The sequence below is a fragment of the Lysinibacillus sp. NPDC056959 genome, from assembly GCF_042674095.1.
GTDB lineage: Bacteria > Bacillota > Bacilli > Bacillales_A > Planococcaceae > Lysinibacillus > Lysinibacillus zambalensis.
Window position 1 is genome coordinate 240,408 of the sequence record NZ_JBHURE010000002.1, and the last position, 14,703, is coordinate 255,110.

The 14,703-nt window shown below is 38.3% G+C and carries 13 protein-coding genes, 1 pseudogene and 1 riboswitch; of the genes and pseudogenes, 2 read left to right on the forward strand and 12 right to left on the reverse strand.

The window, feature by feature from the left end:
- Positions 1–36: 36 nt before the first annotated feature.
- From ACFTQ7_RS03245 to ACFTQ7_RS03260, 4 genes and pseudogenes are all read right to left on the reverse strand, one after another.
- Complete coding sequence (locus ACFTQ7_RS03245) at positions 37–921, reverse strand: amidase (RefSeq protein ID WP_386827264.1); 885 nt, start codon at positions 919–921, stop codon at positions 37–39.
- Between the two features lie 44 nt (positions 922–965).
- Positions 966–1,055, reverse strand: a riboswitch (cyclic di-GMP riboswitch).
- Positions 1,056–1,209: 154 nt separating this feature from the next.
- Positions 1,210–1,416 (reverse strand): annotated as a pseudogene (locus ACFTQ7_RS03250) (DUF6366 family protein).
- Positions 1,417–1,693: 277 nt separating this feature from the next.
- A complete protein-coding gene (locus tag ACFTQ7_RS03255; RefSeq protein WP_386827266.1) occupies positions 1,694–2,182 on the reverse strand; it encodes a chemotaxis protein CheW in 489 nt (162 codons plus the stop codon).
- 25 nt (positions 2,183–2,207) lie between these two features.
- Complete coding sequence (locus tag ACFTQ7_RS03260; protein WP_386827268.1) at positions 2,208–3,323, reverse strand: M20/M25/M40 family metallo-hydrolase; 1,116 nt, start codon at positions 3,321–3,323, stop codon at positions 2,208–2,210.
- A 487-nt stretch (positions 3,324–3,810) separates the two neighbouring features.
- Between ACFTQ7_RS03260 and ACFTQ7_RS03265 the strand changes: the two genes are divergently transcribed.
- On the forward strand, positions 3,811–4,116 hold the full coding sequence (locus tag ACFTQ7_RS03265) for a hypothetical protein (RefSeq protein ID WP_386827270.1): 306 nt from the start codon (positions 3,811–3,813) through the stop codon (positions 4,114–4,116).
- Between the two features lie 129 nt (positions 4,117–4,245).
- Here ACFTQ7_RS03265 and ACFTQ7_RS03270 read toward each other — a convergent pair whose 3' ends face one another.
- From ACFTQ7_RS03270 to mce, 3 genes are all read right to left on the reverse strand, one after another.
- On the reverse strand, positions 4,246–5,193 hold the full coding sequence (locus ACFTQ7_RS03270; protein ID WP_386827271.1) for a hypothetical protein: 948 nt from the start codon (positions 5,191–5,193) through the stop codon (positions 4,246–4,248).
- Between the two features lie 505 nt (positions 5,194–5,698).
- Complete coding sequence (locus ACFTQ7_RS03275; protein ID WP_349660565.1) at positions 5,699–7,246, reverse strand: acyl-CoA carboxylase subunit beta; 1,548 nt, start codon at positions 7,244–7,246, stop codon at positions 5,699–5,701.
- 5 nt (positions 7,247–7,251) lie between these two features.
- Complete coding sequence (gene mce, locus ACFTQ7_RS03280) at positions 7,252–7,665, reverse strand: methylmalonyl-CoA epimerase (RefSeq protein WP_197141038.1); 414 nt, start codon at positions 7,663–7,665, stop codon at positions 7,252–7,254.
- A 125-nt stretch (positions 7,666–7,790) separates the two neighbouring features.
- Between mce and prli42 the strand changes: the two genes are divergently transcribed.
- Positions 7,791–7,886 carry a stressosome-associated protein Prli42 gene (gene prli42, locus ACFTQ7_RS03285; protein WP_323647026.1) on the forward strand — a complete coding sequence of 32 codons (96 nt, stop codon included), beginning with the start codon at positions 7,791–7,793 and terminating at the stop codon, positions 7,884–7,886.
- 20 nt (positions 7,887–7,906) lie between these two features.
- Here prli42 and ACFTQ7_RS03290 read toward each other — a convergent pair whose 3' ends face one another.
- The 5 genes from ACFTQ7_RS03290 to ACFTQ7_RS03310 all read right to left on the reverse strand — a co-directional run bounded on the left by ACFTQ7_RS03290 (position 7,907) and on the right by ACFTQ7_RS03310 (position 14,684).
- Positions 7,907–8,884 (reverse strand): aromatic acid exporter family protein, encoded by a 978-nt coding sequence (locus ACFTQ7_RS03290; RefSeq protein ID WP_386827273.1) that lies wholly within the window; start codon positions 8,882–8,884, stop codon positions 7,907–7,909.
- 227 nt (positions 8,885–9,111) lie between these two features.
- Positions 9,112–9,552: a BrxA/BrxB family bacilliredoxin gene (locus ACFTQ7_RS03295; RefSeq protein WP_197141043.1), complete on the reverse strand. Its 441-nt coding sequence runs from the start codon at positions 9,550–9,552 to the stop codon at positions 9,112–9,114.
- 193 nt (positions 9,553–9,745) lie between these two features.
- Positions 9,746–10,843, reverse strand: a complete 1,098-nt coding sequence (gene meaB / locus ACFTQ7_RS03300) for a methylmalonyl Co-A mutase-associated GTPase MeaB (protein ID WP_349660567.1) — start codon at positions 10,841–10,843, stop codon at positions 9,746–9,748.
- A complete protein-coding gene (gene scpA, locus ACFTQ7_RS03305; protein WP_349660568.1) occupies positions 10,843–12,996 on the reverse strand; it encodes a methylmalonyl-CoA mutase in 2,154 nt (717 codons plus the stop codon). The genes meaB and scpA overlap by 1 nt, the downstream gene beginning before the upstream one ends.
- The gene (locus tag ACFTQ7_RS03310; protein WP_386827275.1) at positions 12,993–14,684 is read right to left on the reverse strand and encodes a methylmalonyl-CoA mutase family protein; all 1,692 of its coding nucleotides are present in this window, start codon (positions 14,682–14,684) and stop codon (positions 12,993–12,995) included. Before ACFTQ7_RS03310 ends, scpA begins: the two co-directional genes overlap by 4 nt.
- Positions 14,685–14,703: the final 19 nt, after the last annotated feature.

The following is a 14,703-nucleotide window of genomic DNA, read 5'->3' on the forward strand; positions in this document are numbered from 1 at the left end:
GAAAATCCTCTCCAACTTATCGCTGGAGAGGATTTTTTACGGCTTCATATTCATCCAACTATCAACATGATGAATGGCAAAACCATTATAGCTTGTTTTATTGGCATACTGTTTATGAACTTGTGCTAACTGTTTATTCATATAGGCTTCTCCATCATCATAGAAGGTAATATTTTTTCCTTCATCAGAGGCTCCTGTTTCCACACCAATAACAATCGATTTGTTTACTTTTTTGGCATAATCTATTTCATGTTCAACAATTTTAATAATATCTTTAGCAGCATCTCGATAAGCCATTATTGAAACACTTTCCACTTGGTCAATGACCCAGTCCGCTAATAAACCTTGACCAAATTGGTTATTATATGAGACTTCGTCAAACCAAAATGGCATATCTGCTTCTAAAGGCAATTGTAATTGCTCAGTACTCCCTTTGGCTCTAGTGAGGAGCGCTTGATAGGATTCAATCGTTTTTTCTTGGTTCGAGCTCCAACTACTATTTAAGTAAGGCTCCACATCGAGATGAACTCCAGAAAATTGCTCTGTTACTGCTGCATTTTCATTATATGATTGTATCCAATCAAACAGCTGATCCTGCATTTTATAGCCATCTGCTGATACCCAGCTTGCAGAACCATCCAACGCATATACTTTTATACCTTTTGTCGTAGCTTTATTGATAAAACTTTTGTAATCGTTACTTGCTATATCACTATTAATTTGTAAATATAATTTCTTTACTTGTTTGCCTTCTAAAAATGAGAGTACCCCTGATTCATCTTCGACAATCTTTGTCGTATCCCATAACCAAGTAGCCTTATCTTGCATGGACTTTGCGTCAACCTTTCCCATTGTTAATCCTAGCACACTTACAATTGTTACTATAAAAACAATAATTGTTTTTAATAGTGAACGTACCATATAATCACATCTCCATTCTATTTGCCGAGGCTCATAGAACAGAACCTGGCAACCTGACGATCATGCACTAAAAATAGTGTTTAGACTCACGGCTTTGCGTCCTTCCCTTTCGGTGAAGTTTGCCTTTTACAGTAGTTTTCTTCCCTTACATAATACGACGTTAAAACGGAGATGTCTGTAGGTATTACGCATAAATTTTATTAACAACTTTCAACTTAAAAAAAGAACACAGGTTATTTTTACTATATCAACATATAAACATAGAAGAGATTATCTATAAATATTCCTTTAACTGAAAAACAATTTATATGTAATGTATCCTATAAATAACACTAAAATTAACACTAGCATTTATTTCCAACCCATACCATTTAAATCCCCACTACTTCCCCTATTTACCCCATCGTTTAAAGCACCCGTAGGATTGTTTTTTAATTCACTTTGTCTTAAATTTTCTCTTTTTTCTTCTGGCGTTTCCTTTTTCTTTGAATCCATGTGACGAACACCTCCTAAAATAATTATTTAATTATTTATTTACGAAAGATATCGTCTGATGATGAGGTCTTGTAGATAGAGGACCTCAGACTAAGTCCACGGCACATCTCCCCCCCCCTCAGTAACCGTCGGAACGGAAACCACCATTGTTTTGACGATGAACTTCAAGACACTGGCAGAAAAAAGTTAAAAAAGAGACAGAATCACATATTTGTAATTCTGTCTAGACCATCCACTTTGATGTGTATTATTGAATTAATTTTTAGCTTTAAAAAACTCAAGCCTCTACGTTTTCTTTTTCATTTTCAAGCATTTTGTGCAAATAATTAATTATTTCACGTATACCTTCTAATGAATTCACAAGTATTTTCGGGTCAACGTAAGTAATCATACGATTTTCTAGATTTGCCACAGCTGTAAAGTAGCGTGTTTTTGAATAATTTACTAGTCCCATCTGTTTTAATACCGACTCATCAAAATCAAGAATTTCACGAGCTTCTGTGACAAGTAATCCATAATTCACAACATCCGTGTTCAACACAATAATACGTGCTGTTGCAGCATCAGAGGAACGATTATAAAGAATACGCTCAAAATCAAGCACTGGCACAAGCTCGCCACGAATTCTTGTGAAACCTAGAAGATAATTAGGTAAATGAGGAATCGGTGTTACTTGCTCTAACTTTTCAATCGAAATCGCTTGCTCCACAGGCACTGCGTATTCCTCTGTACCACAAGCAAAAACTACTGCCTTCACACTTTCCATGCGGTCACATCCTTCGATTCTGTTGTTATTTTTTCGCAGATTCTTTTACGATTTCAACAAGTAAATCTGCTAATTTTTCTAATTCTTCTACTGGGATTTTTTCATTTGTTGTATGAATGTCCTCGTATCCAACAGAAAGATTGACTGTAGGGATGCCAAAACCTGCAATAACATTAGCATCGGAACCTCCGCCTGAAATACCTAGCTTTGGTGTGCGATCGATGTTCTGTGCAGCTGCGATCGCTACTTGAACAACTTTATCTGATTCTGTTACACGGAATCCAGGATACATTAGCTTTACTTCAACTTCTGCCTTTGCGCCTAATGAAGCAGCCACTTGCTCAAACGTCTCCTGCATATGCTGAGTCTGTGCATCTAACTTCGCTTTGTCGATTGAACGAGCTTCTGCAAGAATCGTTACTTCATCACACACAATATTTGTTGCCTGACCACCTTCAAAACGACCAATATTTGCTGTTGTTTCTTCATCTAATCGACCTAGCTTCATTTTTGCAATACATTTAGAAGCAACCGTAATCGCTGAAATTCCTTTTTCTGGTGCAACACCAGCGTGCGCTGTTTTACCAATTATTTTAACGGAAAGTTTCGCTTGGAATGGAGCTGCTGTGACAATTCCTCCTACTTTACCATCACTGTCGACAGCAAAGCCATATTTCGCCTTAATTTTAGATGGATCTAACTCTTTAGCGCCAACGAGTCCACTTTCCTCACCAGCTGTAATAATAAATTCAATATCACCATGTTCAATATTTTGCTCTTTTAAGCGTTTAGCCATTTCAAATAATGCAGCGATACCAGCTTTGTCATCAGCACCTAAAATAGTTGTACCATCTGAAACGATATAGCCATCTTCACGAAGAGATGGTTTAATCCCTTTACCTGGGACAACTGTATCCATATGAGACGTAAAATAAATTGGTTCAATGTCTAATGAACCCTTAAGCGTAGCAAGTATATTACCTGCTCCATGCCCGTTACGTGTATGTGCATCATCTTGTTCTACTGAAAAACCAAGCGCTGTTAATTTGTCGATTAAAATCGGCGCAATCACTTCTTCATGTTTTGTTTCTGAATCGATTTGTACGAGCTCAAAAAACTCTTCTACTAAACGACTTGTCATGTTGTAGGACTCCCTTAGTTTACGTGTTTTTCCACGTTATAGTTATCTTCTATATTTTAGCACACTGCTGCGTTTGGGAAAATAAAACGATTACATTGTTTTTCAATTGATGGTTGTAATTACCCACTTCTATTCGATTCGTAAATTATAGACAGGTGAAAATCCTGATAATTATGGAAGCACCTTGTTTCAGATTGAAAGGAAATGAGCACTTAACATATATATAAACGGCTGAACAAATATAGAATGGACAGTTAGATGACTAACATGACAAATCAAGTTTTCGTTATCTTCATAACGTACTGGTCAGAACCGTTCATGAATTCACACTGCTCACCTCAAGGAAACGAATAGATTGAAATGTAAATCACCAAGAATTTAAAAGTATTATTTATCTGGTAGTTAGGTTTTTAAATGAACTTTGTAATGGAAAATTACGTTAAAATATTTTATAGATTATTCATCTTTAATTTGGGAGCGTGGTGACTTGAAGAAAAAGGTTATAATTATTGTATCTTTGTTGGTTGTAATTATATTGTTGCATTCAACACCCAGTATGGCATTAAGAACACATATATTTTTTATGGGTTATCCAAAGGCCGCAATTTCTTCAGGAATTATTGAAGATAAAGAACATAATGAAGTAAATAAAGATAAATTTGCCGAATTAAATGCCAAAGCGTACTCCCTAACAAATCCTCCAATAGAAAAAGCTACTCATGGCGAATTAAGAAACTTTCTCGTGAGGAAATTTGGCTTTTTACATTTTGCAGATTACTACGGTGATACTTAAAAACGTTCGTCAGTCAAACGAGGACTTTACACAAAAAAACGCTCAAATTACTGAGCGTTTTTTCTCCCGATCAACCGAACCCGTTAGAAAAAGGGAAAATCTTTTCACAGTTTACTTTACATCTACGTTTTAAAAGATCGCTTCTTTTTCTTTTTGCAGAGACTGCAAATAATCATCTGCCTTGTTATGTTTATCCTGTAGACGCAAAATTGTATTATGTACATCATCTTGTACACGAGATACCTGATCTCTTGCAGTGGATATTTTAGAATGGACAGACCAAGCTGAAAAAATATCATCAAAGAAATAGTCCGCAAATTTCACAAATCCATCTGTATCAACTTGTAATGATTTCGTTGACATATCATGTACATCCAGCAGTTCGTTATGGAAGCGTTGTAACGCAATTTGAGCATTGTGAAGATAATTTTCGGTCTTATCCAGTGCGTCATGCTTTAAATGCGTAACAAAGAATCCTCCACCAAAAAACGTATCCCAAGTTGAATACCCATTAGCGGAATGCAATGACTCTGCTGCTTGTCCAAGCTCAGTAAGTGCTGTTTCACCAGCCGCTTCTGCTTCCTTTATCTCTATCAGTAGTTGTTTCGTAAGCATTTCCTCATGAGCTAATTGTTCAAGTCTTTTTGCCTGCTCAGGCTCATGGATTTGTAAGTAGCCTTTCTTTTTAGCATTTAATTGGCTTAAAGCTTCTTGTAACTCTTGTTCATTAATTTGAGAAAGCTTGGTGTTTATTTGCCCCAAATCATGTGTCAAATCAACATCCATCTTCTTTGCTTCATTTATTTTTAATTCAAGAATAGCTGCTTTATCAATTTTTTCTACACGTAGCTCATCTTGTTGCCCTGTCCACGTACGAATCATATTCATAAAAGAAAAGCCTTCTAACTTATCGAGTCTCAAACGAATTTGATTGAGTGCTTTAGAATGTTTGTCAATTTCCTGTTGGGCATGCCCGATTTGCTGTTCAATTAAAACCTTTTGTTCACTTAATCTACTGGCAGTTCTTAATTGTGCATGTATTATTCCTTGCTCTTTTTGTAATTGTTTCCATTCCATTCATCTCAACTCCTCATACATATATGTACGGATGAAATGCAAATATGTTTCAATTATCTGTTATTAATAATTAATCTATTATTATCTAGCGTGTTTATTAACCGTTTTTATCCACTCTAATTAGAAGGCTCTGATTCCCTCTACAGGCTACTCGCTTTCCTGCGGGCGATCGTCGAGCCGCTTCATCCGCTGTTTTGTTGTTGTTGTTGTTGTTGTTGTTGTTGTTGTTGCTGCCGCTTTCGCACAGATAAAACATTTGCTGTCGCTTCGCTTTCGCACAGAAAACATTCGCTCCGTGCAGGGTCTCGTCTGGCTCGCTTTCCCGCGGGAGTCGAGTAGCCCTACGCTACAATCAGTTAAAATGGGCATACATTAGCAAAATATCAACAAAAAAATCCTCTTATCAGCCAATAATAAACCTATATTTTCCTATTCAATACGACTTTTTTATTATCTAAAGTAGAAAAGCCTAGGAATCCGAATGGATACTAGGCTTGTACAATTGTTATAGAGGAATATTTCCGTGTTTTTTCTCTGGACGCGTTTCGTGTTTGTTCGCTAACATATCTAGCCCTTGAATTAGTTTAATACGTGTATCACGTGGATCGATAACATCGTCTACCATACCGCGAGATGCCGCAACGTATGGGTTTGCGAATTTTTCTTTATATTCTTCAATTTTCGCTGCACGTGTTGCTTCTGGATCTTCTGATTTGGCAATTTCACGCGCGAAGATAATATTAGCTGCACCTGCCGCACCCATAACAGCAATTTCTGCATTAGGCCAAGCAAATACTAAATCAGCCCCAATTGATTTAGAGTTAAGCGCAACGTACGCACCGCCGTATGCTTTACGAAGAATCACAGTAATTTTTGGTACAGTTGCTTCTGAGTATGCATAAAGAATTTTCGCTCCGTGACGGATAATACCACCATGCTCTTGTTTAACGCCTGGGAAGAAACCAGAAACGTCTTCAAATGTGATGATTGGTATATTGTAAGCATCACAAGTACGAATGAAACGAGCAGCCTTGTCTGAAGAATCAATATCTAACCCACCAGCTAATACTTTAGGTTGGTTACATACAAGACCAACTGATTCACCAGCAATACGCGCAAAACCAACTACTACGTTTTTTGCAAATTCTGAATGCACTTCCATAAATGAACCTTCGTCCACGATTTGCTCGACTACTTTACGAACATCATAAGGACGAGTTGTTTCGATTGGTACCGTATCCACGATTTCTGGACGATAGTCGTCACCCTCTGGACGTGCCTGGCGTGGAGCTTTTTCTTTATTATTTTGTGGTAAGTAGCCTAATAGTTTCTTAATTTGATCAATCGCTGTTTCTTCAGAAGGTGCGCGGAAGTGTGCGTTACCACTTATAGCGTTGTTTACTTTAGAACCACCTAAATCTTCAGCAGAAATTTTTTCACCTGTTACCGTTTCGATAACTTTAGGTCCTGTAATAAACATTTGAGATGTTTTATCAACCATTAGAATGAAGTCTGTAATTGCTGGAGAATATACCGCCCCACCAGCACATGGTCCCATGATAACTGAGATTTGCGGAATTACCCCAGAGTAGATTGCATTACGATAGAAAATATGACCATAACCATCAAGTGAAAGTACGCCCTCTTGAATACGAGCACCACCTGAATCATTAATACCGATAAATGGTGTACCATTTTTTGCTGCTAGATCCATTACTGTTGCCATTTTTTTGGCGTGCATTTCACCAAGCGCTCCACCAAATACTGTGAAGTCTTGAGAGAATAAGTATACTGGACGTCCATTAATTTTACCGAAACCAGTTACTACTCCGTCGCCAGGACCTTCCATCTTGTCCATGCCGAAGTCTACTGTACGGTGTGTAATGAATGGGTTGATCTCGAAAAATGTACCTTCGTCTAGTAATAATTCAATACGCTCACGAGCAGTTAATTTGCCTTTATCATGTTGCTTCTCGATGCGCTCATAGCCGCCACCAAGTTCAATTACTGTCTTACGGTCATACAACTCATTAATTTTGTCGAACATATCCATACTGATCACTTATCCCCTTTTCCACTTTTATCGCATAACTCATATAACACACCGAAAGATGATTTCGGGTGCATGAAAGCAACCTCTGCACCACCAGCACCTGGTCCTGGCTCTTCTGATAAAAGACGTACGCCTTTTTCACGAAGCTCAGCCATACGCTCACGAATCCCCGTTACACCGAAAGCTACATGGTGAATACCTTCTCCACGTTTTTCGATGAATCCATGAATAGTACTTTTTTCACTCATCGGTTCTAATAACTCAATTTTTACATTACCCGCATCTATGAATGCAACACGAACCTGTTGAGATTCTACTTCTTCCACTTTTAGCAGCTTTAAGCCTAAAGTTTCTGTATAATATGTAATGCGTTCATCAAGATTGCGGACCGCAATCCCAATATGATCTACTTTCTCCATGGTGACATCTCCTTCTGTTATGGTACATAATCTATTTTACAGACTTTTTCGTCAAAACTCTACTACTTGAGAAATTTTTCAGATTTGCTAAACTATTTATAAGAAAAGAAGGAGCGAACGAGCATATGAGTAATAAAAAATTTCAAAAAATCGTAGTTTATACTATGGTCGCGATCATGGTAATTTCAACTCTAGCATTCGGCCTATCGATGATAGTTTAATGAAAGGCTAGGCGTCCGCATTACTGCGGGCGCTTTTTCTTTACCTTTATTCCCTTAAAAGACTGCTTTATTTCTAAATATCGATCCATTTCCTCAATAAATTGATAAAGTGCCGCTTGCGCTAAAAATTGCTCATGATTTTTCGGCAATGGTAATTGGGCGAAATCTATCTTTACTTGCTCTAATTTTTCTCTAAAATGACTAGCCGTATTTCCTGAATGAACATGTTCACCGAGGTCTTGTAAAAAATCAGCAACGATCACAGCCTCTTGTACTATAACAGGAAGCGCCGTTATTTTAGGCAGAACTCGATCTATAATTTCCAGCTGCTGTTCACGCATATCAAAATACACGTAGTAGTCATTTTCTCGTCTCGTAAAATGATTTTCAACATCTTTAAACGCTAGGGATTTTGCACTATTCAATACTTTAATTGCTTCAATAATTTCCTGCCCATCCCACAATGTATCGCCTTCTCTTAAATAGTTGGCAATTTCTAAAAAAATCTTACTGTAAAGTTCCTCAATTTTAACTCGATAGTAATTTAATTCCTTTTGAATGTCTGGCATATACATATTTATAGCTATTCCCGTCCCATAACCAATTGCCATTAATGCGAATTCATTATAAACAAGCGCAAATGAAAAGCTTTTAGCTGCATATATATGCATGATAATAACTGCACTAGAGACAAAGCCATCCGCTACCCTTAATGACACGATTGTTGGTATAAAAATGAGTAGCATACCTGCTAATGCAAGTGGATGATAGGAAAATAGCTCAAAGCTCAAAAATGCATAAAACATTGCGATAATACTTGCGACAAATCGTGTATAAGCAGCATGAAGAGATTTTTTCTTCGTTGGCTGTACACATAATATTGTTAGAATACCAGCAGATGCATAAGAAGCTAATTCAAAGTATTGGGCAATGGCAATAGCGAGTGCTGCGCCAAATGCCGTTTTTAATGTACGATAGCCGATTGAAAACTTCTTCAAGTCGACTGCCTCCTATCTTTTAGTACTCTACTTATTTTATTCAATTTAAAGAAAACTATAAGCTAATCGTTTAGCCAATATTACAAAAATTCTAAATGCAATTCTACTGAAATCAGTGGAGAAAGCGATGCTAATTCGGAGAATTTTTTAGTAGTAAGACTCCGCAGACATTTTATAGCCTGCGGAGTTTTCTGCTAAATGAATAGCTTTTCTATAATTGAATAAAATTAAAGTTCGTCACAGTATTCCTCAAAGTTTGCTTGTAAGTTTGTTACTACTGACATTGGGTCATGACCTTCAATTTCATAGCGTCCAACTTCTGCTACTACTTGTCCATCCTTTAATAACACAAATGATGGGGATGATGGTAAATGATCTTCACCGAAGTGATAACGAGCAGCTGCAGTTGCTTCTTTATCTTGACCAGCAAACACCGTTACAAGATGATCTGGACGTTTATCGTAATGTACGCATTGTGCTGCCGATGGACGTGCAATACCTCCTGCACAGCCGCATACTGAGTTTACCATGACTAATGTTGTACCTGGGCGAGCAAACGCCTCTTCAACAGCTTCAGGCGTGCGAAGTTGCTCATAACCAGCAGCCTCAATTTCTGCACGTGCTGTTTTTAAAATTTCTTGCATAAATAAATCGTAATCCATATTCATATAGCGATAGCTCCTTTCAAGATCGCGTCATCATTAGCAATTATATCTCGACATAATTGCGTCCAGTGGCTTTCACTTTTTTCAGCTGAAAGAAGTGAAACTTACTAGCTTTAGATATTCGACGCTCATACATCTCCTATCATAGCAGTTAGTGACGAATTTGTGCACCTACTTGCTCATATATTAGATGATATTATTTCTGTGATTGTTCATCGCTAAATAAACGATCTACACCTTGTGTAACTGTCAACTGTCCATTTAAAATTTGACGTTCTAAAAGTTGCACTTGTGCTTTCCGTTCTGGATTACCATAAAACATATCGATTAACTGGTCGGTAATCATCGATTGGAACCAATCTCTTGTCTGATTTTGACGTCTGATTGACCAGTAATTATTTGCCTCAACGATTTGTCTGAACTCCCCTATTGTATCCCAGACTTTGTCGAGACCACGTTTTTCCCACGAGCTTACCGGCATTGCTGTGGACATCCAACCTGGAGTTGCAGGCTGTAAGAAATGTAAAATTTGCTTGTACTCGGATACCGTTTTTTTAGCCAGACGAACATTATCACCATCAGCCTTATGAACAACAATAGAATCCGCTAACTCCATAATGCCCTTCTTCATGCCTTGTAACTCATCTCCGGCACCTGTTAAAACTAACAGCAAGAAGAAATCAACCATCCCTCGGACATACGTTTCACTTTGTCCAACACCAACTGTTTCTATTAAAATGACATCATAGCCAGCCGCTTCACATATAAGCATCGTTTCACGCGTCTTTTTATGAACACCCCCTAGGGTACCAGCTGATGGAGAGGGACGAACAAAAGCATTAGGTTTTTTCACGAGCTCTTCCATTCGAGTTTTATCACCTAAAATACTTCCTCCCGATAAAGAAGAGCTCGGATCGATTGCAAGGACTGCCACTTTTTTCCCCAACTCACAAAGCATCGTTCCGAAAGCCTCAATGAACGAACTCTTTCCTGCACCAGGCACGCCTGTTATCCCAATCCGGACACTGTTTCCTGTATGTGGTAGAAGCTCCTGTAAAAGTTCTTGTGCTTGCACTTTATGTGTTGCATTTGAACTTTCAATGAGTGTAATAGCTTTTGACAAGTGTGTACGAGAGCCTGCACGTACTTCTTGTGCAAGCTCCTGTATGTTTAAATTGTCTGCTTTTTTCTTTCGGAACTTTTTCGGTGTACCATATTGCATTCCGTCGTGAGTTGCCTCTACTCCGTCCATAACAAATAGCGCACTTTCAGGCATTCCTTTATTTTTGTCCATTATTCAGACACTTCCTCATAGCCTAAACGTTTGTAAATCTCTTCAATAATCTTTTGTGCCGATACAGGAATAACTGTACCAGGTCCAAAAATAGCTACTGCGCCAGCTTCGTAAAGGAATTCATAATCTTGTGCCGGAATAACGCCTCCAACAATAATAATGATATCTTCACGGCCCAGTTTTTCTAGCTCCGCTACTAATTCAGGAACTAATGTTTTATGACCTGCAGCTAATGAAGAAACACCAATGACATGAACATCGTTTTCCACAGCCATTTGAGCTGCTTCAGCAGGTGTCATAAATAATGGTGAAATATCAACGTCGAAGCCTAAGTCTGCATAGCCTGTTGCCACAACTTTTGCACCACGGTCATGTCCATCTTGTCCCATTTTCGCTACTAAAATACGTGGACGACGACCTTCATTTTCAAGGAACTCCTCTGTCATTTGTTTCACTTCAGCAATTTGCTCTTCATCTGAGAAGTTTGCAGAGTAAACACCAGAGATGGAACGAATTACTGCCTTATGGCGACCTGAAACAACTTCGATTGCATCAGAAATTTCTCCTAATGAAGCACGAGCACGCGCAGCATCTACTGCAATCGCTAATAAGTTTTCTTCACCATCTTGCGCCGCTTTTGTTAAACGAGCTAAATGTTTTTGTACTTCTGCTTCATCGCGCGCCGCCTTCATAGCTTCTAAACGTTCAATTTGTTTTTGACGAACTAATGTATTATCAATGTCAAGAATGTCGATAGGTTCTTCTTTATCTAAACGATATTTGTTTACACCAACGATCGTTTCTGTTTTAGAGTCGATCTTCGCTTGACGTTTTGCAGCAGCTTCCTCGACTTTCATTTTTGGAAGACCTGTTTCAATCGCTTTCGCCATACCGCCAAGCTCTTCGATTTCTTCAATTAAAGCCCATGCAGATTTTGTAATCTCGTCTGTTAATTTTTCCACATAGTACGACCCGCCCCATGGGTCAATAACTTTCGTCATAGCCGTTTCTTCTTGTAGGAACAGCTGCGTATTACGTGCAATACGCGCAGAGAAATCAGTTGGTAGAGCAATCGCTTCATCAAGTGCATTTGTATGAAGAGATTGAGTATGCCCCATTGATGACGCATTTGCTTCGATTAATGTACGTGTCACATTGTTAAATGGATCTTGCTCTGTTAAAGACCATCCAGATGTTTGTGAGTGTGTACGAAGTGCTAATGTTTTCGGGTTTTTCGGATTAAACGTTGACATCATTTGTGCCCAAATTCGGCGTGCAGCACGCATTTTTGCAACTTCCATGTAATAGTTCATACCGATTGCCCAGAAGAATGATAAACGTGGTGCAAAGGCATCAATATCGATTCCAGCTTTAAGCCCTGTACGAACATATTCAAGTCCATCTGCTAATGTATATGCAAGTTCAATGTCATTTGTTGCTCCAGCTTCTTGAATATGGTAACCAGAAATTGAAATAGAGTTAAATTTTGGCATATATTTCGCTGTATATTCAAAAATATCTGCAATAATTTTCATAGACATTGCCGGTGGATAAATATATGTGTTACGAACCATGTATTCTTTTAAAATATCGTTTTGAATCGTACCCGCTAATTGGTCAGGAGTCACTCCTTGCTCTTCAGCAGCAACGATATAAAATGCAAGAACTGGCAATACAGCACCATTCATTGTCATAGAAACTGACATTTGATCCAAAGGAATTTGGTCAAATAAGATTTTCATATCTTCTACAGAGTCAATCGCTACACCGGCTTTACCAACATCCCCTGTTACACGCGGATGGTCTGAGTCATAGCCACGGTGAGTTGCTAAGTCAAAGGCAACAGAAAGACCTTTTTGACCCATTGCTAGATTACGTTTATAGAATGCATTTGATTCTTCAGCTGTTGAGAAACCAGCATATTGGCGAACAGTCCAAGGACGAGCTACATACATAGTAGGGTATGGACCGCGTGTATTAGGCGCAATACCTGCAACATCATTTAAATGCTTTGCCTCTTTAATATCTTCTTTTGTGTATATATCTTTAATTTCGATACCTTCATTAGTCATGAATTTTTCTTCTGACGCTTGAGGCGCTTCTGCTGCTAAAACTTTTTCGATTTCAACTGCACTAAAATTTGGCTTGCTCATCGTTGGACCTCCTTCATGCTAGCGAACACTGAATTTAATTTTTCAATGATGTTCTGTCCTGCGAAAATAAAGCCGTTTAAGCCATTTGCTAACCAAGCTTCTTCTTCGTCTATAAATTTACCTGCAACGTCAACAATTATGTTTGCTCGTTTGCCAGCTAAAATGGCTGGTATTAATTCTTTTGTATCGTCATCATTACCTGCAATCACCACATATGTTGCTTCTGTAGTGTTTAACCAAGCTAATGCTTCTTCTGCTGTAGCAACTGGTTCGCTTTTTTCTGGCACAAGCCCTACTGTGTTTAAGAAACCTGACACGAAGTCAGCACGTGGTTTTGAGCTTTTTAGTGTACCTAATGCTAAGATTCCTGTTGTTACATTTGCTGCTGTCATTTCCGCACGTAAATGTTCAAAAGGTTTAGCAATGCGCTTAATTTCTGCAAAAGCTGGGTTTGTTGCGCTTTCAAGCACATCTGCTGGATTAGCATAAATATTTGTACCGATCAATGATTGCTTACGTGTTTGTACCGCTTTAATACGAGCTTGGTAGGATTTTTCTAGTTCTTCCGCAAGCTTTCCAAATGCAGTGTAAGCGTCGATACCTCCAGCTGCTTCAATTTCTAAAAATAATGTCCAAGCTTCTTTCACAAAATCTGCTGTTAATGACTCAATAAAGTAAGAGCCACCAGCTGGATCTATAACTTTTAAAACATTTGTTTCTTCTTTTAAGATTAAAGATACATTTCGTGCAATACGAACCGATTGATCTGTTGGTTTCGTTAATGCATCATGAGGGTGAACTGTAAAGACATCCGCACCACCAATTAAGCCAGAAAGAGTTTCATTTGCCGAACGTAATAAGTTTACATAAACATCTAGCTTCGAGAAGCTTCTTAACGATGTTTCAGCAATCGTTGGAATTTTTATGCAATTAGATACTCCATATGCAGATGAGAACGCTTTCCAAAGTACTTTAAAAGCACGGAGTTTGGCAATCTCTGTAAAGAACTGTGTATCCACTGCAAATGATACATAAAACTTCTTCGCGAACGCTTCAAAGCTTTCTTCTTGATTTGCGTATTTTGCGGCTAATGCAAGTGCATAAGCTAACTCTTGCACTGCGTTTGCGCCTTCATTATGATAAACCGTTGTGTCCGCACCGACTGAGCGCACGTTCGGGAAATTATTTAAAGATATAGGATTTTTAGATACGATGAAGCCTTTTACAGCTTCTCGCTGATTATCTGCTATTTTGTCGAATACTGCTAATAATGGGTCATTTGAATTTTCAACCGACATTTTAAACGAATATTCAGAGAAATAAGTCGCTAATTGTGCCACTACTTCTTCAGTCCATTCAAAATTCACACGGCTATCAATTGTTACTACTTCATTGCCTCGAGCTAAGCTATCATCAAGCTGTGCGAAAAACGCATCGCTTGTTTCAGCATATATTTGCTGTGCCACTCGAAATGCTTCGTTATTTTGTAGGGAACGGATCGTAGCAACTTGTTTATCAAGTTCTTCTCCAAGTTTTGCTACTAAACTTTCTTGGGTGTAAAGAGGTTCTAATGTAATACCTTCACTCGTTTTCGTTAAAAGAGACTCGAATGGTTTCCCTTTTAAAGCCTTGATTGCTGCATCTTGCCATTCTGAATAGGACGGCTTTTCAAATTCAATATTTTTCATGTTGTTTGACATGCGGACG

Bases quoted from the DNA above. Each gene is read 5' to 3' on its own strand.
- ACFTQ7_RS03245 (WP_386827264.1), bottom strand. From the start codon at position 921: ATGGTACGTTCACTATTAAAAACAATTATTGTTTTTATAGTAACAATT.
- ACFTQ7_RS03255 (WP_386827266.1), bottom strand. From the start codon at position 2,182: ATGGAAAGTGTGAAGGCAGTAGTTTTTGCTTGTGGTACAGAGGAATAC.
- ACFTQ7_RS03260 (WP_386827268.1), bottom strand. From the start codon at position 3,323: ATGACAAGTCGTTTAGTAGAAGAGTTTTTTGAGCTCGTACAAATCGAT.
- ACFTQ7_RS03270 (WP_386827271.1), bottom strand. From the start codon at position 5,193: ATGGAATGGAAACAATTACAAAAAGAGCAAGGAATAATACATGCACAA.
- ACFTQ7_RS03275 (WP_349660565.1), bottom strand. From the start codon at position 7,246: ATGGATATGTTCGACAAAATTAATGAGTTGTATGACCGTAAGACAGTA.
- mce (WP_197141038.1), bottom strand. From the start codon at position 7,665: ATGGAGAAAGTAGATCATATTGGGATTGCGGTCCGCAATCTTGATGAA.
- prli42 (WP_323647026.1), top strand. From the start codon at position 7,791: ATGAGTAATAAAAAATTTCAAAAAATCGTAGTTTATACTATGGTCGCG.
- ACFTQ7_RS03295 (WP_197141043.1), bottom strand. From the start codon at position 9,552: ATGAATATGGATTACGATTTATTTATGCAAGAAATTTTAAAAACAGCA.
- meaB (WP_349660567.1), bottom strand. From the start codon at position 10,843: ATGGACAAAAATAAAGGAATGCCTGAAAGTGCGCTATTTGTTATGGAC.
- scpA (WP_349660568.1), bottom strand. From the start codon at position 12,996: ATGAGCAAGCCAAATTTTAGTGCAGTTGAAATCGAAAAAGTTTTAGCA.
- ACFTQ7_RS03310 (WP_386827275.1), bottom strand. From the start codon at position 14,684: ATGAAAAATATTGAATTTGAAAAGCCGTCCTATTCAGAATGGCAAGAT.